This is a genomic window from Pseudomonas sp. TE6283 (genome assembly GCF_054060555.1).
Genome location: NZ_JBSSDH010000001.1, coordinates 581,621 through 603,425 on the forward strand (window position 1 = coordinate 581,621; position 21,805 = coordinate 603,425).

Annotated in this window: 27 protein-coding genes and 1 tRNA gene; 15 read left to right on the forward strand and 13 right to left on the reverse strand. The window is 63.6% G+C overall.

Annotation, left to right across the window (positions count from 1 at the left end):
* Positions 1-90: 90 nt before the first annotated feature.
* Entirely contained in the window at positions 91-1,302 is a 1,212-nt protein-coding gene (gene sstT, locus ACVWZ5_RS02925) for a serine/threonine transporter SstT (protein ID WP_028692423.1), read from the forward strand.
* 79 nt (positions 1,303-1,381) lie between these two features.
* Here sstT and ahpF read toward each other — a convergent pair whose 3' ends face one another.
* The 7 genes from ahpF to ACVWZ5_RS02960 all read right to left on the reverse strand — a co-directional run bounded on the left by ahpF (position 1,382) and on the right by ACVWZ5_RS02960 (position 8,458).
* Positions 1,382-2,944, reverse strand: a complete 1,563-nt coding sequence (gene ahpF, locus ACVWZ5_RS02930) for an alkyl hydroperoxide reductase subunit F (RefSeq protein WP_457340395.1) — start codon at positions 2,942-2,944, stop codon at positions 1,382-1,384.
* A 139-nt stretch (positions 2,945-3,083) separates the two neighbouring features.
* A complete protein-coding gene (gene ahpC, locus ACVWZ5_RS02935; RefSeq protein ID WP_008090543.1) occupies positions 3,084-3,647 on the reverse strand; it encodes an alkyl hydroperoxide reductase subunit C in 564 nt (187 codons plus the stop codon).
* A gap of 249 nt (positions 3,648-3,896) precedes the next feature.
* Complete coding sequence (gene gorA / locus ACVWZ5_RS02940; RefSeq protein ID WP_028692425.1) at positions 3,897-5,252, reverse strand: glutathione-disulfide reductase; 1,356 nt, start codon at positions 5,250-5,252, stop codon at positions 3,897-3,899.
* A 96-nt stretch (positions 5,253-5,348) separates the two neighbouring features.
* Positions 5,349-6,188 carry a UTP--glucose-1-phosphate uridylyltransferase GalU gene (gene galU, locus ACVWZ5_RS02945; protein ID WP_010223914.1) on the reverse strand — a complete coding sequence of 280 codons (840 nt, stop codon included), beginning with the start codon at positions 6,186-6,188 and terminating at the stop codon, positions 5,349-5,351.
* A gap of 206 nt (positions 6,189-6,394) precedes the next feature.
* Positions 6,395-7,306 carry a c-type cytochrome gene (locus ACVWZ5_RS02950; protein WP_062573516.1) on the reverse strand — a complete coding sequence of 304 codons (912 nt, stop codon included), beginning with the start codon at positions 7,304-7,306 and terminating at the stop codon, positions 6,395-6,397.
* On the reverse strand, positions 7,303-7,953 hold the full coding sequence (locus ACVWZ5_RS02955) for a c-type cytochrome (RefSeq protein WP_084941371.1): 651 nt from the start codon (positions 7,951-7,953) through the stop codon (positions 7,303-7,305). Before ACVWZ5_RS02955 ends, ACVWZ5_RS02950 begins: the two co-directional genes overlap by 4 nt.
* Before the next feature lie 145 nt (positions 7,954-8,098).
* Entirely contained in the window at positions 8,099-8,458 is a 360-nt protein-coding gene (locus ACVWZ5_RS02960; RefSeq protein ID WP_028692428.1) for a hypothetical protein, read from the reverse strand.
* Between the two features lie 164 nt (positions 8,459-8,622).
* Here ACVWZ5_RS02960 and ACVWZ5_RS02965 point away from each other — a divergent pair, with 164 nt between their 5' ends.
* The 8 genes from ACVWZ5_RS02965 to csrA all read left to right on the forward strand — a co-directional run bounded on the left by ACVWZ5_RS02965 (position 8,623) and on the right by csrA (position 14,373).
* Complete coding sequence (locus ACVWZ5_RS02965) at positions 8,623-8,925, forward strand: DUF1883 domain-containing protein (protein ID WP_028692429.1); 303 nt, start codon at positions 8,623-8,625, stop codon at positions 8,923-8,925.
* 15 nt (positions 8,926-8,940) lie between these two features.
* Positions 8,941-9,111 (forward strand): hypothetical protein, encoded by a 171-nt coding sequence (locus ACVWZ5_RS02970; RefSeq protein ID WP_088851781.1) that lies wholly within the window; start codon positions 8,941-8,943, stop codon positions 9,109-9,111.
* Between the two features lie 34 nt (positions 9,112-9,145).
* Positions 9,146-10,210, forward strand: a complete 1,065-nt coding sequence (locus ACVWZ5_RS02975) for an NAD(P)H-dependent flavin oxidoreductase (RefSeq protein WP_062573514.1) — start codon at positions 9,146-9,148, stop codon at positions 10,208-10,210.
* 103 nt (positions 10,211-10,313) lie between these two features.
* Entirely contained in the window at positions 10,314-11,072 is a 759-nt protein-coding gene (gene modA, locus ACVWZ5_RS02980) for a molybdate ABC transporter substrate-binding protein (RefSeq protein WP_280070531.1), read from the forward strand.
* Positions 11,072-11,752, forward strand: coding sequence for a molybdate ABC transporter permease subunit (gene modB / locus ACVWZ5_RS02985; protein WP_062573512.1), 681 nt, complete (start codon positions 11,072-11,074; stop codon positions 11,750-11,752). The genes modA and modB overlap by 1 nt, the downstream gene beginning before the upstream one ends.
* 1 nt (position 11,753) lies before the next feature.
* Complete coding sequence (gene modC / locus ACVWZ5_RS02990; protein ID WP_084941368.1) at positions 11,754-12,845, forward strand: molybdenum ABC transporter ATP-binding protein; 1,092 nt, start codon at positions 11,754-11,756, stop codon at positions 12,843-12,845.
* Positions 12,846-12,903: 58 nt separating this feature from the next.
* Entirely contained in the window at positions 12,904-13,926 is a 1,023-nt protein-coding gene (locus ACVWZ5_RS02995) for a DNA topoisomerase IB (RefSeq protein WP_186599527.1), read from the forward strand.
* Between the two features lie 252 nt (positions 13,927-14,178).
* Positions 14,179-14,373 carry a carbon storage regulator CsrA gene (csrA, locus tag ACVWZ5_RS03000; RefSeq protein WP_023628788.1) on the forward strand — a complete coding sequence of 65 codons (195 nt, stop codon included), beginning with the start codon at positions 14,179-14,181 and terminating at the stop codon, positions 14,371-14,373.
* Positions 14,374-14,449: 76 nt separating this feature from the next.
* Here the strand turns inward: csrA and ACVWZ5_RS03005 are convergent, their stop codons facing one another.
* The 4 genes from ACVWZ5_RS03005 to ACVWZ5_RS03020 form a co-directional block, all read right to left on the reverse strand.
* Positions 14,450-14,809, reverse strand: coding sequence for a response regulator (locus ACVWZ5_RS03005; RefSeq protein ID WP_062573509.1), 360 nt, complete (start codon positions 14,807-14,809; stop codon positions 14,450-14,452).
* Between the two features lie 4 nt (positions 14,810-14,813).
* A complete protein-coding gene (locus ACVWZ5_RS03010) occupies positions 14,814-16,259 on the reverse strand; it encodes an ATPase domain-containing protein (RefSeq protein WP_084941366.1) in 1,446 nt (481 codons plus the stop codon).
* Between the two features lie 6 nt (positions 16,260-16,265).
* Positions 16,266-17,426, reverse strand: coding sequence for a two-component system sensor histidine kinase NtrB (locus ACVWZ5_RS03015; RefSeq protein WP_062573507.1), 1,161 nt, complete (start codon positions 17,424-17,426; stop codon positions 16,266-16,268).
* A gap of 80 nt (positions 17,427-17,506) precedes the next feature.
* The gene (locus ACVWZ5_RS03020; RefSeq protein WP_062573506.1) at positions 17,507-17,791 is read right to left on the reverse strand and encodes a hypothetical protein; all 285 of its coding nucleotides are present in this window, start codon (positions 17,789-17,791) and stop codon (positions 17,507-17,509) included.
* A gap of 103 nt (positions 17,792-17,894) precedes the next feature.
* Between ACVWZ5_RS03020 and ACVWZ5_RS03025 the strand changes: the two genes are divergently transcribed.
* From ACVWZ5_RS03025 to ACVWZ5_RS03035, 3 genes are all read left to right on the forward strand, one after another.
* Positions 17,895-18,107: a hypothetical protein gene (locus ACVWZ5_RS03025; RefSeq protein ID WP_062573505.1), complete on the forward strand. Its 213-nt coding sequence runs from the start codon at positions 17,895-17,897 to the stop codon at positions 18,105-18,107.
* A gap of 93 nt (positions 18,108-18,200) precedes the next feature.
* A tRNA-Leu gene (locus ACVWZ5_RS03030) sits at positions 18,201-18,285 on the forward strand.
* Between the two features lie 105 nt (positions 18,286-18,390).
* Positions 18,391-18,804, forward strand: a complete 414-nt coding sequence (locus ACVWZ5_RS03035) for a DoxX family protein (protein ID WP_062573504.1) — start codon at positions 18,391-18,393, stop codon at positions 18,802-18,804.
* Positions 18,805-18,818: 14 nt separating this feature from the next.
* Here ACVWZ5_RS03035 and ACVWZ5_RS03040 read toward each other — a convergent pair whose 3' ends face one another.
* The gene (locus tag ACVWZ5_RS03040) at positions 18,819-19,007 is read right to left on the reverse strand and encodes a hypothetical protein (protein ID WP_062573503.1); all 189 of its coding nucleotides are present in this window, start codon (positions 19,005-19,007) and stop codon (positions 18,819-18,821) included.
* Between the two features lie 238 nt (positions 19,008-19,245).
* On the opposite strand from ACVWZ5_RS03040, the gene ACVWZ5_RS03045 reads away from it, so the two are divergent.
* Both ACVWZ5_RS03045 and ACVWZ5_RS03050 read left to right on the forward strand, forming a co-directional pair.
* Positions 19,246-19,920, forward strand: coding sequence for a polysaccharide lyase family 7 protein (locus ACVWZ5_RS03045; protein ID WP_062361168.1), 675 nt, complete (start codon positions 19,246-19,248; stop codon positions 19,918-19,920).
* Between the two features lie 144 nt (positions 19,921-20,064).
* Entirely contained in the window at positions 20,065-20,496 is a 432-nt protein-coding gene (locus ACVWZ5_RS03050; RefSeq protein WP_062361166.1) for a hypothetical protein, read from the forward strand.
* Positions 20,497-20,729: 233 nt separating this feature from the next.
* On the opposite strand, the gene ACVWZ5_RS03055 is transcribed toward ACVWZ5_RS03050, so the two are convergent.
* Positions 20,730-21,155 carry an anti-virulence regulator CigR family protein gene (locus ACVWZ5_RS03055; RefSeq protein ID WP_336196605.1) on the reverse strand — a complete coding sequence of 142 codons (426 nt, stop codon included), beginning with the start codon at positions 21,153-21,155 and terminating at the stop codon, positions 20,730-20,732.
* A gap of 184 nt (positions 21,156-21,339) precedes the next feature.
* On the opposite strand from ACVWZ5_RS03055, the gene ACVWZ5_RS03060 reads away from it, so the two are divergent.
* On the forward strand, positions 21,340-21,696 hold the full coding sequence (locus tag ACVWZ5_RS03060) for a hypothetical protein (RefSeq protein WP_028692444.1): 357 nt from the start codon (positions 21,340-21,342) through the stop codon (positions 21,694-21,696).
* The last annotated feature ends 109 nt before the right edge of the window (positions 21,697-21,805 follow it).

The following is a 21,805-nucleotide window of genomic DNA, read 5'->3' on the forward strand; positions in this document are numbered from 1 at the left end:
CGGTGATCGCGGGACAGGCCCGTTGCCACGATATGCCCTGCGGGTCTGTGATAAAGTCGCGCGCTTTCACGTAACTGGATTGCGCTGCACATGACCCCCATCCTCCGCCTCATCAACCGCACCGGCCTGGTGACGCAGATCTGCATCGGCCTGGTGGCCGGCATTCTCCTCGCCCTGCTCGCCCCGGCCGTGGCCCGCGACCTGGCGTTCCTCGGCAAGGTCTTCGTCAGCGCCCTGAAGGCCGTGGCGCCGGTGCTGGTGTTCATCCTGGTGATGGCTTCGATCGCCAACCACCGCCATGGCCAGGAAACCCATATCCGCCCGATCCTCTGGCTGTACCTGCTGGGCACCTTCGCCGCAGCGGTGGTGGCCGTGACGGCGAGCATGCTGTTCCCGTCCAACCTGGCACTGAGCGCCAGCGACGCCACGCTGAGCGCCCCCGGCGGTATCGGCGAGGTGTTGCAGAACCTGCTGCTCAGCGCCGTGGACAACCCGGTCAACGCGCTGCTCAACGCCAACTTCATCGGCGTGCTGACCTGGGCCATCGGCCTGGGCGTGGCCCTGCGCCATGCCAACGACACCACCCGCACCGTGGTCGAGGACCTGTCCAACGGCGTGACCCTGATCGTGCGCGTGGTGATCCGCTTCGCCCCGCTGGGTATCTTCGGCCTGGTCAGCGCCACCCTGGCGCAATCGGGCCTGGACGCGCTGCTCGGCTACCTGCACCTGCTCGGCGTGCTGATCGGCTGCATGCTGTTCGTGGCGCTGGTGATGAACCCGCTGATCGTGTTCTGGAAGATCCGCCGCAACCCCTACCCGCTGACCTTGCTGTGCCTGCGCGAGAGCGGCATCACCGCGTTCTTCACCCGCAGCTCGGCGGCCAACATCCCGGTCAACCTGGCGCTGTCGGAAAAACTCGGCCTGCATGAGGATACCTATTCGGTGTCGATCCCGCTGGGCGCGACCATCAACATGGCCGGCGCGGCGATCACCATCACCGTGCTGACCCTGGCCGCCGTGCACACCCTGGGTATCCCGGTGGACCTGCCGACCGCGGTGCTGCTCAGCGTGGTGGCGGCGGTTTGCGCTTGTGGCGCATCAGGCGTGGCCGGCGGCTCGCTGCTGCTGATTCCGCTGGCCTGCAGCCTGTTCGGCATCCCCAGCGAGATCGCCATGCAAGTGGTGGCGGTCGGTTTCATTATCGGCGTGCTGCAGGACTCGGCGGAAACCGCGCTGAACTCCTCCACCGACGTGCTGTTCACCGCTGCAGCGTGCCAGGCAATGGAACAACGCGGCGCCTGATCGCGGCGTTACCGCCCGGCAATGAAAACGCCGCCATCCCTCGGGGAATGGCGGCGTTTTCATGTGCGGCGCCTGGCGATCAGGCTGGCGCCGAGGTGCGGATCAGATGATCGAAGGCCGCCAGCGAGGCCTTGGCCCCCTCGCCCACGGCGATGACGATCTGCTTGTAAGGCACGGTGGTCACATCACCGGCGGCGAACACGCCCGGGATGCTGGTCTGGCCCTTGGCGTCGACGATGATCTCGCCACGCGACGACAGCTCGACCGTGCCCTTGAGCCAATCGGTGTTCGGCAGCAGGCCGATCTGCACGAAGATCCCTTCCAGCGCCAGGTCGTGCGACGCGTCGTTGGTGCGGTCCTTGTAGCGCAGGCCGGTGACCTTCTCGCCATCGCCGACCACCTCGGTGGTCAACGCGCTGGTGATCACCTTGACGTTCGGCAGGCTGTGCAGCTTGCGCTGCAGAACGGCATCGGCGCGCAGCTGGCTGTCGAATTCGATCAGGGTCACCTGGGCGACGACGCCGGCCAGGTCGATGGCCGCTTCCACGCCGGAGTTGCCACCGCCGATCACCGCCACGCGCTTGCCCTTGAACAGCGGGCCGTCGCAGTGCGGGCAGTAGGCCACGCCACGGGCGCGGTATTGCTGCTCACCCGGTACGTTCATCTCACGCCAGCGAGCGCCAGTGGCGAGGATCACGGTCTTGGCCTTGAGCGAGGCGCCACCGGCCAGGCGTACTTCGTGCAGGCCGCCATCGGTGCCCGGGATCAGCGCTTCGCCGCGCTGCAGGTTCATGATGTCGACGTCGTATTGCTTGACGTGCTCTTCCAGGGCCGTGGCCAGCTTCGGCCCTTCGGTCTCCTGCACCGAGATGAAGTTCTCGATCGCCAGGGTGTCGAGCACCTGGCCACCGAAGCGCTCGGCAGCAACACCGGTGCGAATGCCTTTGCGCGCGGCGTAGATCGCGGCGGCGGCGCCGGCCGGGCCGCCCCCGACCACCAGCACGTCGAAGGCATCCTTGGCGTTGATCTTCTCGGCTTGGCGAGCGCCAGCATTGGTGTCGATCTTGCCGAGGATTTCTTCCAGGCCCATGCGGCCCTGGCCGAACACTTCACCGTTCAGGTAGATGCTCGGCACCGCCATGACCTTGCGGGCTTCGACTTCATCCTGGAACAGCGCGCCGTCGATGGCGACATGACGCACATTGGGGTTGAGCACCGCCATCAGGTTCAGCGCCTGGACCACGTCCGGGCAGTTCTGGCACGACAGCGAGAAGTAGGTTTCGAAGGTGAACTCGCCTTCCAGCGCCTGGATCTGCTCGATCACTTCGGCACTGGCCTTGGAGGGGTGGCCGCCGACCTGCAGCAACGCCAGCACCAGGGAGGTGAATTCGTGGCCCATGGGGATGCCGGCGAAACGCAAGCTGATCCCGGCTCCCGGGCGGTTCAGCGAGAACGAAGGACGACGGGCGTCGTTGCCATCCGCACTGAAGGTAATGAGGTTCGACAGACCGGCGATTTCCACCAGCAGGTCATGCAGTTCGCGGGATTTCGCGCCGTCGTCGAGGGAGGCAACGATCTCGATCGGCTGGGTGACCCGCTCCAGGTAGGTTTTCAGTTGCGATTTAAGCGTGGCGTCCAACATACGGGCGATTCCTTTTTTTCAAAACTCGGATACAAAAACGCCCAGACGAGATCGCCCGGGCGTTTTTACGGGGCGGTAACTGCTTCAGCTTTGGCGGCTGTCTACCGCCCGCGCTTGGCGCATGATCAGAGGCTTCGCCTTAGATCTTGCCGACCAGGTCCAGCGACGGCGCGAGAGTGGCCTCGCCTTCTTTCCACTTGGCCGGGCAGACTTCGCCTGGGTGAGCGGCAACGTACTGGGCAGCCTTGACCTTGCGCAGCAGCTCGCTGGCGTCACGGCCTACACCACCGTCGTTGATTTCGACGATCTTGATCTGACCTTCCGGGTTGATCACGAAGGTACCGCGATCGGCCAGGCCGGCTTCTTCGATCAGCACGTCGAAGTTGCGCGAGATGACGTGGGTCGGGTCACCGATCAGCGGGTACTTGATCTTGCCGATGGTGTCCGAGGTATCGTGCCAGGCCTTGTGGGTGAAGTGGGTGTCGGTGGACACACCGTAGATTTCCACGCCCAGTTTCTGGAACTCAGCGTAGTTGTCAGCAAGGTCACCCAGTTCGGTCGGGCAGACAAAGGTGAAGTCGGCCGGGTAGAAGAACACGACGGACCACTTGCCTTTCAGGTCGGCTTCGCTGACCTGGACGAATTCGCCATTGTGGAAAGCAGTGGCGTTGAACGGTTTGACCTGGCTGTTGATGATTGGCATGAGAGACGCTCCTTCATGGGTTGAAATCAGTTGACGGAGAGAATCCTAACCGCTGGTCCCGATGAAGGCTCATTGGCAAAGCTCATGCTGGTGATTGGTTTTGGCTATAAGGCGGGATTATTAATAGAAGGGATTGGGCTGAGCAAAGGATTGCGGGGGCAAAATGCATTGCGGGGCAAGCCCGCTCCCACGCCGGGACATTTTCAGGCGTGGGAGCGGGTTTGCCCCGCGATCCGGGATAAACGCGTATCAGCGGGTGACGGTGCGCATGGTCACGAACTCTTCCGCGGCGGTCGGGTGCACGCCGATGGTCTCGTCGAACTGCTGCTTGGTCGCACCTGCCTTCAGGGCGATCCCCAGGCCCTGGATGATCTCGCCGGCATCCGGCCCGACCATGTGGCAGCCCAGCACCTTGTCGGTTTCTGCGTCGACCACCAGCTTCATCAGGGTCTTTTCCTGGATATCGGTGAGGGTCAGCTTCATCGCGCGGAAGCGGCTCTCGAAGATCTGCACCTTGTGCCCGGCGGCCAGCGCCTGCTCCTCGGTCAGGCCCACGGTGCCGATCGGCGGCTGGCTGAATACCGCAGTCGGGATGTTCTGGTAGTCGACCGTGCGGTACTGCTCTGGCTTGAACAGGCGCCGGGCCACGGCCATGCCTTCGGCCAGGGCCACGGGGGTGAGCTGCACACGACCGATGACGTCGCCGATGGCCAGGATCGACGGTTCGGTGGTCTGGTACTGCTCGTCGACGCGGATGAAGCCACGCGGGTCCAGTTCGACGCCGGTGTTTTCCAGGCCCAGGTTATCCAGCATCGGCCGGCGCCCGGTGGCGTAGAAGATGCAGTCGGCGACCAGCTCGCGACCGTCCTTGAGGGTGGCCTTGAGGCTACCATCCTCGAGCTTGTCGATGCGCTGGATGTCGGCGTTGAACTCAAGGTCCAGGCCGCGCTTCTCCAGCTCTTCCTTCAGGTGGGTACGCACCGAGCCGTCGAAGCCACGCAGGAACAGCTCGCCGCGGTACAGCAGCGTGGTGTCGGCACCCAGGCCCTGGAAGATGCCGGCGAACTCCACGGCGATGTAGCCGCCGCCCACCACCAGTACCCGGCGCGGCAGGTCCTTGAGGTAGAAGGCTTCATTGGAGGTGATCGCCAGCTCCTTGCCGGGTATGTCCGGCACCTGCGGCCAGCCGCCGGTGGCGATGAGGATATGCGCGGCGCTGTAACGCTGGCCCTCGACTTCCACCTCATGGGCGCCGGTCAGGCGCGCATGGCCCTGCAGCAAGGTCACGCCACTGTTGACCAACAGGTTGCGATAGATGCCGTTGAGGCGCTCGATCTCGCGGTTCTTGTTGGCGATCAGCGTGCCCCAGTCGAAATGCCCCTCTTCCAGGGTCCAGCCGAAGCCCGCGGCCTGTTCCAGTTCGTCGGCGACATGGGCGCCGTACACCAGCAGCTTCTTCGGTACGCACCCGACGTTGACGCACGTGCCGCCGAGGTAGCGGCTCTCGGCCACCGCCACTTTCGCACCGAACCCCGCAGCGAAACGTGCCGCGCGCACACCGCCGGAACCGGCGCCAATCACGAACAGATCAAAATCGTAGGCCATGTATTCACTCTCCTAGGCAGGCGCCCAGCATAGCGCCGTTGTCCGCCGCAAACAAAAAAGCCACCCGAAGGTGGCTTTTCACACAACACCGGGGACTCAGTAAGCCTTGCCGGTCTTGTAGAAGTTCTCGAAGCAGAAGTTGGTCGCTTCGATGTAACCTTCGGCGCCACCGCAGTCGAAACGCTTGCCCTTGAACTTGTAGGCAATCACACAGCCGTCCTGGGCCTGCTTCATCAATGCGTCGGTGATCTGGATTTCACCGCCCTTGCCCGGTTCGGTTTCCTCGATCAGCTTGAAGATGTCCGGGGTCATGATGTAGCGGCCGATGATCGCCAGGTTCGACGGTGCATCTTCCGGTTTCGGCTTCTCGACCATGTTGCGTACGCGGTACAGGTCGTCACCAATCAGGTCACCGGCGATCACGCCGTACTTGCTGGTTTCCTGCGGGTCGACTTCCATGATCGCCACGATGGTGCAGCGATACTGCTTGTACAGCTTGACCATCTGCTTGAGCACGCCGTCACCTTCGAGGTTGACGCACAGGTCGTCGGCCAGTACCACGGCGAATGGCTCGTCGCCGATCAGCGGACGACCGGTGAGGATCGCGTGGCCCAGGCCTTTCATTTCTGTCTGGCGGGTGTAGGAGAACGAGCACTCGTCGAGCAGTCGGCGGATGCCTACCAGGTATTTTTCCTTGTCGGTACCCTTGATCTGGTTTTCCAGCTCGTAGCTGATGTCGAAGTGGTCTTCCAGGGCGCGCTTGCCACGGCCGGTGACGATGGAGATCTCGTTGAGGCCAGCGTCCAGCGCTTCTTCAACGCCATACTGGATCAGTGGCTTGTTGACCACCGGCAGCATTTCCTTGGGCATGGCTTTGGTAGCGGGCAGGAAGCGGGTGCCGTAACCGGCTGCCGGGAACAAGCATTTCTTGATCATATACGTCCTTAACAAGGGCTTTGCGTACGAAATTCGGCGCAGTCTAATCAGGCGGCGTTCACCTTACAATGCCCCCCGCGCTGGCCGATGCCATCATAGAGATATTCCAGTGTAGATAGTTCCGCCAGGGTGTGAATTTCAGGCGACCGACAGCGTCATCGCGGGGCAGGCCCGCGCTCTCGAAGATGCCCCGCGATGACCGTGGCTCAGCCGCCGATCCCCTGCCCGATCAGCACGCCATCGACCTTCTGCCCATACAGGTTGACCCCGTCGTTGGCATGGAACTTGAGCCGGGTCTTCTCGATCGAGCCTTCGACCAGCCGCGGATCCTGCGGTCGCTCATGGCGGTTGATCCACGCGGCCACGTCCCAGGCCTGCTGATCACTGAGGCTGCCAGGCTTGCCCAATGGCATGTTGTACTTGATGAACGACGCTGCGGTATTGATCCGGTGCATGCCGGCGCCCCAGTTGTAGGAATCCTTGCCCCACAGCGGCGGCATCACATACTCCCCGGCCACCTTCTGCCCTTCGCCATTGCCACCGTGACAGATCGCGCATTGCTCGTCATACACCTGCTTGCCGCGCTTGAAGTCATAACCACCTTCGGGCCTGGGCACCTCCGGGTAGCCGCGACCGGCGATTTCCACGCCTGTCGGCGCCTGGGTCGACAGCCAGTAGGCGTAAACGCTCAACGCGGTCATCTGTGGGCTGTCGGCCGCCGGCGGCTTGCCGTTCATGCTGAAGGTGAAGCAGCCCTGGATGCGCTCGGCGAAGGTGTTGACCTTGTCGTTCTTCTTGCGATACGCCGGGTACATTGGGTAGGCGCCCCACAATGGCGCGGAATGTGGCATACGTCCCTGGTCGAGGTGGCAGTTGCTGCAGTTCATGCCGTTGCCGACCGCGTCGGGCATCAATCGTCGAGTATCGACGAACAGCGCGTGGCCTTCACGGATCATCTTGCCGAAGGCGTTATCCGGGATCGCGCTTTCCGCCGGCGGTACGAACTGCGGGGCGGCCTGCACGCCCGGGACCTTGAGCTGGGACTGGTCTTCCATGGCGATGGGGGCGGCTTGGGCAGTGCCCATGACCAGCAGCAGGGTTGGCATCAGGGCTTTCATGGCTTGACCTCCTGGCTGGCCGGTTGGGCGAAGTAGTCGGCGACCGCCTTGACCTCGGCATCGGTCATCGCCTTGGCCACGTTGACCATCAACTGGTTGGGATCATTGCTGCGGCTGCCATCGCGCCAGGCATTGAGTTGCGTCACCAGGTAAGCGGCGGGCTGCCCGGCCAGCGGCGGGAAGTGCTCGCCGACGCCGCTGCCACCCGGGCCATGACACTGCACGCAACCAGGGATCAGCCGGCTCCAGTCGCCGTAGATGGCCAGGCGGGCCACCGGATCGTTGGCGATCTGCTGGCGACGCGTGTCCGCCGCGGCATCGGCCGGCAGCTTGGCCAGATAGGCGCTGACCGCCTCGATTTCGGCATCGTCCAGGGCCTTGGCCAGCGGCTCCATCACTGGCTGCTTGCGGCTGGCGCTGCGAAAGTCGTGCAACTGCTTGCTGAGATAGCCGGCAGGCAGGCCGGCGAGACGGGGAAAGCCGGCGGCGGCGATACCCTTGCCGTCCGGGCCATGACAGCCCAGGCAGGCCATGGCGGCGGGGTTCTGCCCGCCCTGGTTGAAGATTTTCTGGCCATCGGCAGCGTGCGCCGAGGGCCAGGCCAAGATCAGCAGGCTGCCGATCACGACATGGCTCAGGGGTTTCATCACGGAGGCTCCATTTCCTTGTTATAAGCTTAGGCTCAAACGATATAAGCCCAGAAATACTAGGCCTAATCCCCGACGTGCGACAACGCGTCACCGGGAAGGAAAGTGGCAAACCGCCAGCTAATCGCCGATTAACTGAGCTGGATCAAGAACCGGAGATGCACTGGGTCGCCGAAGTACGCACATCACCCAGGCGCAGCGGGAAGTTGTTCAGCCGTTCATACACCTTGATCGCGCTGCCGCTGCCGCGCTTGTCGATATCGAGCAGCGCCGCGGGACCGACACCGGCCGACACCTTCTGCGGCACGGTCAGGCGCAGGCCATCGCCCCGTACCTCTTCCTGCAAGGGATCACGCGTGTCGGCCAGCTTGCGCTTGACGCAATCGGCATATTCGCGCGGCGTCTTGCCGGAGATCACATCCAGCGTCGCGTGGGACTGCTCGAGTTCCGTCACGCTGACACAGCCCCCCAAGGCCAACGATACCGCCGCTAACACCCATTTCATCTACATCGTCTCCAGCATCTGCAAAGTCATCCTCTGACCACATCCAGGCGGTTTTGCTCCCACGTCTGGCAGAAATCTCCTTGGCTTGGCCAGCCCGGGCGCAAGTGTAACCTCACATCGTGGTATCTTTCGCGTTTGCTGAACCAATCCTTGCGGAGCTCCCCATGAAATTCGTACACCAGCGCGAGCACCTGAACGAAGACGACATCGTCGTCATCGAGTGCTCCCAGCGCTGCAACATCCGCCTGATGAACGACGCCAACTTCCGCAGCTTCAAGAATGGCGGGCGCCACACCTACCACGGCGGCCACTTCGAGCGCTTCCCGGCGAAGATCACCGTGCCCAGCACAGGCTTCTGGAACATCACCATCGACACCGTGACCACTCGCCCGATCTCGGTGACGCGCAAGCCGGCCCTCAGCCACAAGATCAAGATCGTCCGTCGCTCGTCGTCGAAACTCGGATAACACTTGGATAGCCGCATGACCCAGACCATCAAATACGTGATCAAGTACAAGCTCGACGGCGAGCGCCGCTGGGACTTCGCCCAGATGCCCGATGCCTCCCTCGAGCAGGCGCAGCAAGCGCTGCGCAAGATCCACGGCGACGACGTCGACAAGATCAGCGACATCCAGGTCAGCAAGGCCTTGTAACCACGCAGCACGCCCCGCACTCAAGGAGTCGCCCATGAGCACCTGGCAAGACCGCCGCATCCTCGACCTGCTGGGTATCGAGCTGCCCATTCTCCAGGCGCCCATGGCCGGCGCCAGCGGTTCGGCCATGGCCATTGCCGTCGGCAACGCCGGCGGCCTCGGCGCCCTGCCCTGCGCCATGCTCACCGCCGAGCAGGTGCGCGGCGAGATCGAGGCCTTTCGCGCCGCCTGCCGGGGCCCGCTCAACCTGAACTTCTTCTGCCACCAGCCGCCGGCGCCCGACCCCGACCGCGACGCCCGCTGGAAGCAGGCGCTCAAACCCTACTACGAGGAAGTCGGCGCGGACTTCGAGGCGCCGACGCCGGTGTCCAATCGCGCGCCCTTCGACGAACAGAGCTGCCAGCTGGTGGAGGAACTGCGCCCGGAGGTGGTCAGTTTCCACTTCGGCCTGCCGGCGCCCGAGCTGCTGCGAAGGGTCAAGGCAGCCGGGGCCAAGGTGCTGTCCAGCGCCACCACGGTGGAGGAAGCGCGGTGGCTTGAGCAGCACGGCTGCGACGCGATCATCGCCATGGGCTACGAGGCCGGCGGCCATCGCGGCATGTTCCTCGGCAGCGACATCAACAGCCAGATCGGCACCTTCGCCCTGGTGCCCCAAGTTGTGGATGCCGTGCAGTTGCCGGTGATCGCGGCGGGTGGTGTCGGCGACCATCGCGGCCTGGTCGCCGCCCTGGCCCTGGGCGCTTCGGCGGTGCAGGTCGGTACTGCGTACCTGTTCTGCCCAGAGGCCAAGGTGTCGCCGGCGCACCGCCGCGCGCTGGACAACGCGTCCGCCAACGATACAGCGCTGACCAACCTGTTCACCGGCCGCCCGGCGCGTGGCATCAACAACCGCCTGATGCGCGAGCTGGGGCCGATGAGCGCCCTCGCCCCGCGCTTCCCGCTGGCCGGTGGCGCGCTGATGCCACTGCGGGCGATCACCGACCCACAGGGCAACGCCGATTTCAGCAACCTGTGGTCCGGACAGGCGCTGCGCCTTGGGCGTCACATGCCGGCGGGTGAGCTGACCCGAGCCATTGCCGGGCGGCCAACAAAAAGCTGACCCATAGATCAGGAAACTTTCAGACACCCTCTTCCCGACAGATGGCGTATCGCTATATAGTTAAAGCCATAACGATAATCCGCCGCCCCTAGGAGCCGTTTACATGCGTATTCGTCTGTCCCACCTGGCCTTAAGCGCCCTGGCCACCCTGATCGCCGTCAACGCCGCCCAGGCCGAGGAAGTCCAGGTCGCCGTAGCGGCCAACTTTACAGCGCCCATCCAGGCCATCGCCAAGGACTTCGAGAAGGACACCGGCCACAAGCTGGTTGCCGCCTACGGTGCTACCGGCCAGTTCTACGCACAGATCAAGAATGGCGCGCCGTTCGAAGTGTTCCTCGCCGCCGACGACAGCACCCCGGCCAAGCTCGAGCAGGAAAAGGAAATCGTCGCGGGCTCGCGCTTCACCTACGCCATCGGCACCCTGGCGCTGTGGTCGGCCAAGCCGGGCTACGTCGACGCCAAGGGCGACGTGCTGAAGAAGAACGAATACAAGCACCTGTCCATTGCCAACCCCAAGGCCGCGCCCTATGGCCTGGCCGCCACCCAGGTGCTGGACAAGCTCAAGCTGACCGAAGCCACCAAGGCGAAGATCGTCGAAGGCCAGAACATCACCCAGGCCTTCCAGTTCGTTTCCACCGGCAATGCCGAGCTGGGCTTCGTCGCCCTGTCGCAGGTCTACAAGGATGGCAAGGTCAGCGAAGGCTCCGCCTGGATCGTGCCCGCCGAGCTGCATGACCCGATCCGCCAGGACGCGGTGATTCTCAACAAAGGCAAGGACAACCCGGCCGCCAAGGCCCTGGTCGACTACCTCAAGGGCCCGAAGGCCGCGGCGGTGATCAAGTCCTATGGCTATGAGCTCTGATGCCGCTCGACGCCGGTGACCTGGGCGCGATCTGGTTGACCATCAAGCTGGCCAGCCTGACCACCGCCATCCTCCTGCTGTTGGGCACGCCCATCGCCTGGTGGCTGGCGCGCACACGCTCCTGGCTGCGCGGACCGATCGGCGCGGTGGTGGCCCTACCGCTGGTGCTGCCACCGACCGTGATCGGCTTTTACCTGCTGATGGCCCTCGGCCCCCATGGCTGGATAGGCCAGGCCACCCAGGCCCTGGGCCTGGGCAGCGTGGTGTTCAGCTTCACCGGGCTGGTGATCGGCTCGGTGGTGTACTCCATGCCCTTCGTGGTGCAGCCCTTGCAGAACGCCTTCGGCGCCATCGGCCAACGCCCGCTGGAGGTGGCCGCCACCCTGCGCGCCAGCCCATGGGATACCTTCATCCACGTGGTGCTGCCGCTGGCGCGCCCCGGCTTCATCACTGCCAGCATTCTTGGCTTCGCCCATACCGTGGGCGAGTTCGGCGTGGTGCTGATGATCGGCGGCAATATTCCCGACAAGACCCGGGTGGTCTCGGTGCAGATCTTCGATCACGTCGAAGCCATGGAATACAGCCAGGCGCACTGGCTGGCCGGAGCCATGCTGGTGTTCTCGTTCCTGGTGCTGCTGATGCTCTATGCAGGCCGTCGCAGCAAGGCCGGCTGGAGCTGACATGAGTACATCTATACAGGCGCGTCTGAAACTGGCGCGTGACGACTTCACCCTGGACGTCGACCTGAACCTGCCCGGACGCGGCATCAGCGCCCTGTTCGGCCATTCCGGCTCGGGCAAGACCTCGTGCCTGCGTTGCCTGGCCGGCCTGGAGCGGGCCGCCAGCGCCTACATCGAGGTCAATGGCGAGGTCTGGGAAGACAGCGCGCGCGGGCACTTCATCCCGCCGCACCAGCGACCGGTAGGCTACGTGTTCCAGGAGGCCAGCCTGTTCCCGCACCTGTCGGTGCGCGGCAACCTCGAGTTCGGCTGGCGCCGCGTCGCCCCCGAGGCGCGCAAGATCAGCCAGGAGCAGGCCTGCCAACTGCTGGGCATCGGCCACCTGCTGGCACGCAAGCCGGCGACCCTGTCCGGTGGCGAGGCGCAGCGGGTCGGTATCGCCCGGGCCCTGCTCAGCAGCCCACGGCTGCTGCTGATGGACGAACCCCTGGCCGCGCTGGACAGCGCGCGCAAGCGCGAGATCCTGCCGTACCTGGAACGCCTGCACGACGAACTGGACATTCCGCTGATCTACGTCAGCCATGCCCAGGACGAAGTGGCGCGCCTGGCCGACCACCTGGTCCTGCTCGAACAGGGCAAGGCCGTGGCCAGCGGGCCGATCGGCCAGACCCTGGCGCGCCTCGACCTGCCGCTGGCCCAGGGCGAGGATGCCGGCGTGGTGCTCGAAGGCGTGGTGGTAGGCCACGACCCGCATTACCAGTTGTTCGAGCTACGCCTGCCCGGCGGTGACGGCCAGCGCTTGCGCATCGCCCACCCGGGGCTGCACATGGGCAGCACCCTGCGGCTCAAGGTCCAGGCCCGGGATGTCAGCCTGGCACTGACCGCCGATAGCGCCTCGAGCATCCTCAATCGCCTGCCGGTGCAAGTCCGCGAATGCCGCCCGGCGGACAACCCGGCCCATGTGCTGGTCAGCCTGGACGCCGCCGGCAACGCCCTGCTGGCGCGCATCACCCGCTATTCGGCGGACCAGCTCGCGGTGCAGCCGGGTCAGATGCTGTGGGCGCAGATCAAGTCGGTAGCGCTGCTGGGCTGAGCAATGACGCAACGGGCGCTGTCCATTGCAGCAAGAATGCTCTTCATGGACCGCCCCCATGCCCGACTGCCCGCTGCCTGCCGCCCTGCACTATGTCGATGACAGCCAGCCCGGCTTGACCCGGCGGCGCTGGCGCGATCGCTTTCATTATTTCGACGCAAGCAACCAGCGTGTCCGCGATGCCGACACACTGGCGCGCATCGCAGCCCTGGTGATCCCGCCGGCCTACACCGATGTGTGGATCTGTGCCGACCCGCAGGGCCACCTGCAGGCCACCGGCCGGGATGCCCGGGGGCGCAAGCAGTACCGCTACCACACGCAATGGCGCGAGCTGCGCGACCAGCACAAGTACGGGCGCATGCTGGCCTTCGCCGAAGCCCTGCCGAAGCTGCGCAAGCAACTGGATGCGCACCTGGCCTGCCCGGGGCTGGGCCGGGAGAAGATCATGGCGCTGGTGATCAGCCTGCTCGACAGTACGCTGATCCGCATCGGCAACCGCCAATACCTACGCGCCAATCGCTCCTACGGACTGACCACGCTCAACACCCGCCATGTACAGGTCAAGGGTAGCCAAATTCGCTTTCAGTTCCGTGGCAAGCGCGGTGTCGAGCACAACGTCACCCTGACCGACCGGCGCCTGGCCGGGCTGGTCAAGCGCTGCATGGAATTGCCCGGCCAAGCCTTGTTCCAGTACCTGGACGAACAGGGCCAGCGCCATGGCATCGGCTCGACCGAGGTCAACCAGTTTCTCCAGCAACTGACCGGCGCCGACTTCACCGCCAAGGACTACCGCACCTGGGCCGGCAGCAGCCTTGCCCTGAGCCTGCTGCGGCCACTGGCCTGGGAACCCGACAGCGAGGCCAGGCGCCAGGTCGCCGACACCGTCCGCCAGGTGGCGGCGCGACTGGGCAACACGCCAGCGGTTTGCCGACGCTGCTACATCCACCCCGCCATCCTCGAACACTTCCAACTCGGACGCCTGGCAGACCTGCCCCGCGCGCGGGCGCGCAAGGGCCTGGAACTCGAGGAAGTGTCACTGCTGCGCTTTCTCCAGGCGCTTGCGCGCCAAAACGATCATTGACCCCAACTATTTAGCTCATCGAGCAGAGAAATTTCCCATATTGACCCAAGCACCCTATCCTTGCCACCGAGCACCTTGGCCAGCGGAAGGCGTAGCACCCCCACTGGCACCTGCAACTAAAGATCGATAACAGAATTTGTCTGTCGGGGAATTACTATCCGCCGAAAGCGTCTTTAATGAGAAGGAAGAGGGACAGGCTCCCACCGCAGACCATCAGGCTCGGCGGTTTTCTACATCACCAAGGAGAACTACATGCTGATACTCACACGCAAGGTTGGCGAAAGCATCGTCATCGACGATGACATCAAAGTCACCATTCTGGGCGTCAAGGGGATGCAGGTGAGGATCGGTATCGATGCACCGAAGGATGTCCAGGTGCACCGTGAAGAGATCTACAAGCGAATCCAGGCCGGCAGCCCGGCGCCGGAAAAAAGCAACGACGAGTAACCTCAAACCAACCGCATCATGCCGCACGGATGCGCCTGATCGATTGCCCGCCCATGCGGGGAGCCTCTTGCGAACCTCAGGCGCCGAGCAGTTCGCGTACCGTGGCGATCATTCGGTCCATGTCGAAGGGTTTGTCGAACACTGCCGCGAACCTTCCTGGGCAGGTCCGGCCCTGGCTGGCCTGGGCACCGCTCATGAGGATCACCGGCAGGTCCGTCAGCTGCAGCTCGTCACGAATCGCATTCAACAGTTCCTCGCCATTGAGCACCGGCATCATGTAGTCGGTGATCACCAGGTCCACGCGCTTTTCTCTCAAGGCCTCCAGCGCCTTGCGCCCATTGCTGGCCTTTTCCACCAGGTAGCCCTCATCCTCCAGAGCGAATCCCAGGATATCGGCGATCAGGTACTCGTCGTCGACGATCAAGATGCTGCTCATCCCATCAGCGGTCTCCTGGCGTTGTCGCCGAGCCGCTGAGCACACCGCTGGCGCCATCGAATGCCCGCGCCAGGCTGATGCCCGTCGGCCCCAGGTTCAATGCCTGCAAGGCCGGATCGTGGTCGCTGTCACGCACCTTGATGATCGACAGGGCGCGATGCAGTTGTGCGTCGAGCTCGGCGAAGCGCATGAGGATCAGGTTGTCGACGATGCTCGACAGGTCCGGAGCCGGCGCAGTGATCTCCGCACCGAAGATGTCGCGCATCTCCCAGGTCAGCAGCACCGTGACGCCACGGGCACGCAGCTCGCCGGTCAGCGCGCGGAAGAACGCATTCAGGCGGGCGGGCTCCAGCGCCAAACGGCCGAAGGCGCCCAGGCTGTCGATCACCACGCGTCGCGCGCCCAATGCCTCGACCTGCGCCAGCAGGCGCGCGCCGAGTTGATCCAGCAGGCCTTCGGTGGTCGGCTGCCAACTCAGTTGCACCGCCCCCTCGCGCTCCAGCGCCGGCAAGTCGTAGCCCAGTGCGGACGCTTTCAGGCGCAGTCGCGCCGGCGTCTCGTAAAATCCAAAATGCAGACCCGGTGCGGCCCTCGTCGAGGCGGCGAGAAACGCGATGCCCAAAGCCGTCTTGCCCACGCCGGATGGCCCCATCAGCAAGCTCACCGAGGCTTCGGCCAGCCCGCCACCGAGCATGCCGTCCAGGTCGGCAACCCCGGTGGCGACCCGCGCCAGGGTTTGCGCACCCTGCTGGCTGGGGCGGCTGTAGAGCGCTTCAAGGCGCGGATAGACCTGCAACCCCGACTCATCGATCTGGCATTCGTGGCGACCAGACAGCGCGCCGCTGCCGCGGGTCTTGCGCAACTGGACATGCCGCACCGCGGTACTGCCGACCAGGTGTTCGCCCAGCTCTATCACGCCGTCGACCATGGTGTGCTCGGGACTGCCCTCCTCAAGCCGTGCACTGGTCAGCAGCAGCACCGTGCAACCGGCGAACGCCGCATGCCCCTGCAGCTCGGAGACGAACTTCTTGGTATCCAGGCTGGTTTCCGCCCGTGAGCGGGCGTTGAGCAGGCCATCGACGACCAGCAAGGTGGCCTGCTGCCGCGCAATCTCTTGACGCAACAGCCTGACTACCGCATCCAGGCCATCCTGCTCGAGGGTATCGAAAGCGCTGACGAACTGGATGCTGTCACCGACCAGCGCCGGGTCGAAGAAGCTCAGCGTCGACAGGTACTGGAACAAGCGCTCATGAGACTCGCTGAGCAGGGTCGCCACCAGCACCCGGCCACCGTCGCGCACATGGTTGCAGGCCAGCTGGTTGGCGAGGATGGTCTTGCCCGAGCCCGGGTGCCCCTGGACGATGTAGGAGGCACCGGCCACCAGCCCGCCCTTGAGCAGCGCATCAAGCCCTTCGATGCCGGTGGCCAGTCGCTTGAGTTGCTCTACCATGGTCGTCTATCCGTCGCTCGATGGGGTATCGTCGCCCATTCGGGCGGGTAGGTACAAGCTCATGCAGGTGCCTTCACCGGGGCGGCTGGACACGCTGATCGCGCCATCACTCTGGCGGGCGAAACCATAGGCCTGGCTCAGGCCGAGACCGGTGCCCTTGCCGAAGGCCTTGGTAGTGAAGAACGGCTCGAAGATCCGTGGCAAGACCTGGGGGTCGATCCCCTGCCCGTCATCACGCACATCGAAGCGCACGAAGCGCCCATGCAGCCCCTCCACCTCGCCGGCCAGGCGGACGCTTTCGGCCGTCAGGTGGATCTGCCCCGTCGTCGCGATGGCATCGCGGGCATTGAACACCAGGTTGAGCAGGACCATCTGCAGTTGCCCGGCGTCCACCTCGATCAGCGGCAGGTCCGGCTGCACCTGCAGCAGCAGTTCGATGTCCCTGGGCAACGCGTGCTCCGCCAGCCCGCGTGTGGTGTCGATCACCTGGGCTGGAGCGATGCTGGTGACATTCAGTTGCCGATGCCGGGCAAAACTGAGCAGTTGCTGGGTCAGTTGGGCACCGCGCTGCCCGGCGTCGAGAATATGCTCGAGCAGGCGCCGCACGCGTGCCGGGTCCTGGTTGCCGCGGGCCAGCCGGGCGGAGCTGAGGATGATCGTCAGCAGGTTGTTGAAGTCATGGGCCAGGCCTCCGGTCAGTTGTCCCAAGGCTTCGAGCTTCTGCGCCTGGAACAACTGCACGCGCATGGCGTCCAGTTGCAGTGCGGATTCGCGGCGGTCGGTGATGTCGCGGGTGACCTTGGCCAGGCCGATGACCTCGCCATGCTCATCACGGATCACATCCAGCGCCGCCAGCGCCCAGAACTGCGTGCCATCCTTGCGCACGCGCCAGCCCTCGTCCTGCGCCTTGCCTTCTTCCAGGGCCTGGAGCAGCAGTTGTTGTGGGCGCCCTTCAGCACGGTCCTGATCGGTAAAGAACAACGAGAAATGCTGGCCGATCACCTCATCGGCACGATAACCCTTGATTCGCTGCGCACCCGCGTTCCACGACACCACATGGCCGGTCGGGTCGAGCATGTAGATGGCATAGTCCACCACTGCCTGGACCAATTGCTCGTAGCGCGCCTCGGACATTACCGAATGGGTGGGGCGGTCTGTCGACACCATGCAAGCTCCACAAGCACCACGAAAGGACATATTGAGCGTAGTCAAAAGTCCCGCCGACACCGTCCTTCAGGCGATGATCGTCAGTGCTCACGCTCCACCACCGTCGGCACCAGCCGGCGCGGCATCGCCACCTTCAACAGCCACAGCCCCAGCAACAGGATCGACACGCCGCCGCCCAGTGCCAGGAAGCGTTGAGGTTCGGGGTGGTCCAGGTTGAACCCAAGCATCAGCAGGTAGCCGCCCAGGCTCATGAAGCCGGCGTACAGGAATGCCGCCAGCAGGCAGACAAGCAGGAACAGCAGCCGCCAGAACAGCTTCGGGCGTACACACCTTGCTGTCTCTGGATAGGAGGAACGCGATGACATGGCGACACGACCCGTTGGATCCAATGCCTGAACAGTGGCGTAATGGCGGCATGCTGTCAATTGGCCTATAGTGGGCCCCGCCCCGATCCCACGAGGACCCGACATGACTTCGAACTTTCGCATGCAAGGGCTGCAGGAGGATCTGGTGCGCAACGCCAGCGAACTCGACGAACTGTGCCAGGCCCTGGATGGCCATGCCCGCTTCCTGCGTCACTCGGTTCACGAGGCCGATGCACAGGCCATGGACGGGCATGTCGATGCCCTGCGCCACTCAGCCTGCGACATGCGCGACATCGCCCGCAGCATCGAACCCTGAACCCCAGGGCCAGTTGACGCTTCTATAACAATGGGTTATAAAGCGCGCCTGATTGCCCAGGCCCCGCCGCTATGCAGCGCGCCGGCCTATCGTGCGAGTGTGGTGGAATTGGTATACACAGCAGACTTAAAATCTGTCGGCGTGAGCCTTGCGGGTTCGAGTCCCGCCACTCGCACCATCTTCTGTCGATCAAGGCGCCCTTGCGGCGCCTTTTTCATGCCCGCCGGAAAACCGCCACACAGCTGCTAGAGTGGAACCTGTCCCTGTCCACTGGAGCGCCGCCATGCGCTATAGCCTGCTCGACGGTCAACGCGACGTCATCCTGCTACTCGCCCGCATCCTGCTGATGATCCTGTTCGTGCTCTCCGGCTGGAGCAAGCTGAGCGGTTTTGAAGGCACGGTCGGCTACATGACCTCCCTCGGCGCGCCCGCGCCCATGCTGGCGGCGGCCGTTGCCGTGATCATGGAACTGCTGGTCGGCATCCTGCTGATCCTGGGCTTCTACACTCGCCCGCTGGCCCTGCTGTTCGCCCTGTTCGTGCTGGGCACCGCGCTGCTCGGGCACCCGTTCTGGAACATGGTCGAACCCGAGCGCAGCGCCAACATGACCCAGTTCCTGAAGAACCTCGCCATTGTCGGCGGGTTGCTGCTATTGGCCGTTACTGGCGCCGGGCGCTTCTCCCTCGACCGTCGCTGAGCCCCACTGCGGCTTCAGTCGTCGCAGTCGTCGTGCCAGGCTGGATGGTCATCCTCATCATCGAAGTCGTCGAGCAACTCTTCGTCCTCCTCGACTTCGTCCAGCGCCCCGTAGGCGTCCGCCTCGGGGTCGAAGTCTTCGTGGAATTCAGGGTCGAGCAGGTGGTCGTGCTCGGGTTCGGGCAGATCGTCTTCGTCGTGCATCGCAGGCTCCGGTAACAACGGCACGCCTGTATAGGCGTATCGGCGCGGGCGGTCAATCCTCGCGCTGCTTAACCCCGGCTTAACCGACAAGGCGCATGGTGCAGGCTCTCCCTTCAAAAACGCACTTTGCCCGCCGCCCTGGCGGGCTTTTTTTGCCCGGACCTCCCTGGCTCACTGAACCCGACGCCTTTCAACTGCTCGCATAGGTGCAGGATCTTTTTATCCAGGAGGTTTCCGTATGGCCGTGAACATCGACACGCTGATCATCACCACACCGCTCGCCAAATCCGCTAGCGACCCTCTGGCCCTAGAGGTCACCGGGGCACAGGCCCTGGCCACCCTACCACAGGTGGTCAGACGCCTGGACAATGGCGCGGTACGCATGACCGCGCCGACCAAGGGCGCGTCGAGCAAGAGCACACATCGCACTCGCTGCGAGTGGAAGGAAGCCACCTATTGGGCCATGAACAGTGCCAACCGACATTTCAGCCACCAGCGCATGGTGCTCGAGCAGGTCAACTCGGCGCAGAAGGTGGTGATTGCACAGATGCATGTGAAAGACGACGACAGCCCGGCGATCAAGGTGTTCTGGAACAAGGGCAGGATCACCCTCGGCTTTCGCCGGGACTTCGATCAGGTGACGCCGATCAACAGCGAAGTCCTGGCCAATGTGCCCCTGCACACCCCCTTCGACATTACCCTGGAGGTTTCTGCAGCAGGGGCCGCGTTGGTTTCAGCCACCTGCAACGGCCGCACAGGCAGTACGGGGCTGCTGCAAATGGCCAAGACCTGGAACAGCCGCACCTTCAACTTCCACGGCGGAGTCTACAACCAGGTGGACTTCAGCGACCGCACAGCACCAGAGGATGCCTCGGTCTGTGTCATCAGCCAGCTCGAACTGCACCATCGATGATGAACAGACAACCAAGACGCGACTGCAGGGTCGCCCATTCATCTGAATGTAATATTTCGAGGCAAAGTGCCATCATGTCAGGTAGGATTCCACCGCCTCGCCCTGGATTGCGAGGTAATTCACTGAAATTCCAAGGAATCCGCAATGCCATTCGCTCGTCACCTGATCGCCGCCGCCCTTGTCGTCCTGACCACGGGGTGCGCCAGCGGCCTGAACTCCGTGCAGGAACAGGAGCTCGGCTACTACCGTGCGCAAAACCTCGAGGTCAGAGAAAAGAGCCCGGGCGCTGCTGCGGCACTCGGCCTGCTGCCAGGCGGCGGCTCGTTCTATGGCCGGGCCTATGGTTATGGCGTTGCCAACCTGCTGCTGTGGCCGCTCTCGATTCTCTGGGACCCGGTCAGTGGCTACAGCGCCGCCGAGTCGATCAACTACCAGGCCACCCGTGCCCATGTCTCGCGCATGAAGAAAAGCCAGATGGATACGCTCGACAACAAGCTGATCGCGGAAGAGATCGATCCGAGGCAGTACGCGATGGAGAAGCGCAAGATCGAGGAAAAATTCAGTAACGGTTACTGAGCCCCTTCCAGCATGACCTTCACGAAATTCTGACATCTGCGTAGGCAGACTGACCTGGCTTCGATACGTTCTGTTCAACCCGCCTCTTTAGGCGGGTTTTCTTTTTTGGGCGCTCCGATCACGAGAAAGCCACGGCAATTGACAACATTTTCACGTCTGCCGTGCCAAGGTAGTGACTCATCCGTGAAACACTTGGCCCGCCCTCCCCAGCGGGCCTTTTCTTTGCCTGCGCGCTAGTCGAAAGCACCGTTGAGTACTTCGTAGATCACCCCCGTGGCGACTGCCACCAGAATCAGGTCGACACCCGCCTGCATCCATTCGTAACCGTCATAACGCGGCAGTTGGCCCAGCAGCCGGCCATCGAGCTTCTTTGCAATGCCAGGGGGCAGAGGCTTGCCACGCGCCAGGTTCTTCTGGATACCCGGAGGAAGCGCTGGCCCAGGACTCCAGTAGTCACGGTGCCCCCCCAGGATACCGAGCACATCGCCACGGTCGATCACGGGGCCGCCATGACCACCATTGTGCTTGCCCGCCCCCGGGTTGCCATGGTTCTGCTGGGATTTCCCCTTGCCATTCCCCGGGTCGGCGAAGGATATGCAGGGCGCCAGTACCAGTGCGATGGATGTCAATGTGGCAATGACGGTGCGGTATTTGCTCATTGCTGCTTGCCTCTGCAGATTGGGGTCTGTGCAATCCTAGCCCACGACAACGACAAGAAGCTTTCTCATACCCCTACTTGAGCGATCAGGCATATCAACACCACGGCGGATGCGCACTCTCCCGTTGCGACTTGGTAAAGTGGCATACGGCCGGTATTGAAGGACCATGGGTCAAAGGAACGACATGCTGAAACTGCTCACCGACATCGCCTTTCTGTGCGCTGGACTGTTGGTACTGATCGCCCTCTTCTGGGCATGCACCTACGAGCGCAATCGCTGGCGCGCAGCCTTAGAGGCAGACTTCACGGCCAGGCTGGGCAGTTTGGATATCGACGGCTACGAACTGATGGTCGATAAAGTCACGCTACCAACCCCCCATAGAGCTGCCGATGTTTACCGGATCTTCCACGACCTGCAGGGCAACTATTTTCTTTACATCAAGAACGGCTATGCAGCAGGGGCACTCACGCCCTTGGCCAGGGAGCGTGCGCTGCAGGCCGCGAAAATGAGTGGATATCCCTGCAAAGGCCCGCAGGTCTAGAGGGCGCTGGCTTTCCTGCAAAATCCGGCAACACTTGTAGGCCACCCCGTTGATGAAACTCAATGGAATCGATGCTGTCCCATTGCCATCGGTTACTGCCGAGGCCGTC

Excerpts from the sequence above, each read along its gene's own strand:
- sstT (WP_028692423.1), top strand. The coding sequence starts at position 91 with ATGACCCCCATCCTCCGCCTCATCAACCGCACCGGCCTGGTGACGCAG.
- ahpF (WP_457340395.1), bottom strand. The coding sequence starts at position 2,944 with ATGTTGGACGCCACGCTTAAATCGCAACTGAAAACCTACCTGGAGCGG.
- ahpC (WP_008090543.1), bottom strand. The coding sequence starts at position 3,647 with ATGCCAATCATCAACAGCCAGGTCAAACCGTTCAACGCCACTGCTTTC.
- gorA (WP_028692425.1), bottom strand. The coding sequence starts at position 5,252 with ATGGCCTACGATTTTGATCTGTTCGTGATTGGCGCCGGTTCCGGCGGT.
- galU (WP_010223914.1), bottom strand. The coding sequence starts at position 6,188 with ATGATCAAGAAATGCTTGTTCCCGGCAGCCGGTTACGGCACCCGCTTC.
- ACVWZ5_RS02950 (WP_062573516.1), bottom strand. The coding sequence starts at position 7,306 with ATGAAAGCCCTGATGCCAACCCTGCTGCTGGTCATGGGCACTGCCCAA.
- ACVWZ5_RS02955 (WP_084941371.1), bottom strand. The coding sequence starts at position 7,953 with ATGAAACCCCTGAGCCATGTCGTGATCGGCAGCCTGCTGATCTTGGCC.
- ACVWZ5_RS02960 (WP_028692428.1), bottom strand. The coding sequence starts at position 8,458 with ATGAAATGGGTGTTAGCGGCGGTATCGTTGGCCTTGGGGGGCTGTGTC.
- ACVWZ5_RS02965 (WP_028692429.1), top strand. The coding sequence starts at position 8,623 with ATGAAATTCGTACACCAGCGCGAGCACCTGAACGAAGACGACATCGTC.
- ACVWZ5_RS02970 (WP_088851781.1), top strand. The coding sequence starts at position 8,941 with ATGACCCAGACCATCAAATACGTGATCAAGTACAAGCTCGACGGCGAG.
- ACVWZ5_RS02975 (WP_062573514.1), top strand. The coding sequence starts at position 9,146 with ATGAGCACCTGGCAAGACCGCCGCATCCTCGACCTGCTGGGTATCGAG.
- modA (WP_280070531.1), top strand. The coding sequence starts at position 10,314 with ATGCGTATTCGTCTGTCCCACCTGGCCTTAAGCGCCCTGGCCACCCTG.
- modB (WP_062573512.1), top strand. The coding sequence starts at position 11,072 with ATGCCGCTCGACGCCGGTGACCTGGGCGCGATCTGGTTGACCATCAAG.
- modC (WP_084941368.1), top strand. The coding sequence starts at position 11,754 with ATGAGTACATCTATACAGGCGCGTCTGAAACTGGCGCGTGACGACTTC.
- ACVWZ5_RS02995 (WP_186599527.1), top strand. The coding sequence starts at position 12,904 with ATGCCCGACTGCCCGCTGCCTGCCGCCCTGCACTATGTCGATGACAGC.
- csrA (WP_023628788.1), top strand. The coding sequence starts at position 14,179 with ATGCTGATACTCACACGCAAGGTTGGCGAAAGCATCGTCATCGACGAT.
- ACVWZ5_RS03005 (WP_062573509.1), bottom strand. The coding sequence starts at position 14,809 with ATGAGCAGCATCTTGATCGTCGACGACGAGTACCTGATCGCCGATATC.
- ACVWZ5_RS03010 (WP_084941366.1), bottom strand. The coding sequence starts at position 16,259 with ATGGTAGAGCAACTCAAGCGACTGGCCACCGGCATCGAAGGGCTTGAT.
- ACVWZ5_RS03015 (WP_062573507.1), bottom strand. The coding sequence starts at position 17,426 with ATGGTGTCGACAGACCGCCCCACCCATTCGGTAATGTCCGAGGCGCGC.
- ACVWZ5_RS03020 (WP_062573506.1), bottom strand. The coding sequence starts at position 17,791 with ATGTCATCGCGTTCCTCCTATCCAGAGACAGCAAGGTGTGTACGCCCG.
- ACVWZ5_RS03025 (WP_062573505.1), top strand. The coding sequence starts at position 17,895 with ATGACTTCGAACTTTCGCATGCAAGGGCTGCAGGAGGATCTGGTGCGC.
- ACVWZ5_RS03035 (WP_062573504.1), top strand. The coding sequence starts at position 18,391 with ATGCGCTATAGCCTGCTCGACGGTCAACGCGACGTCATCCTGCTACTC.
- ACVWZ5_RS03040 (WP_062573503.1), bottom strand. The coding sequence starts at position 19,007 with ATGCACGACGAAGACGATCTGCCCGAACCCGAGCACGACCACCTGCTC.
- ACVWZ5_RS03045 (WP_062361168.1), top strand. The coding sequence starts at position 19,246 with ATGGCCGTGAACATCGACACGCTGATCATCACCACACCGCTCGCCAAA.
- ACVWZ5_RS03050 (WP_062361166.1), top strand. The coding sequence starts at position 20,065 with ATGCCATTCGCTCGTCACCTGATCGCCGCCGCCCTTGTCGTCCTGACC.
- ACVWZ5_RS03055 (WP_336196605.1), bottom strand. The coding sequence starts at position 21,155 with ATGAGCAAATACCGCACCGTCATTGCCACATTGACATCCATCGCACTG.
- ACVWZ5_RS03060 (WP_028692444.1), top strand. The coding sequence starts at position 21,340 with ATGCTGAAACTGCTCACCGACATCGCCTTTCTGTGCGCTGGACTGTTG.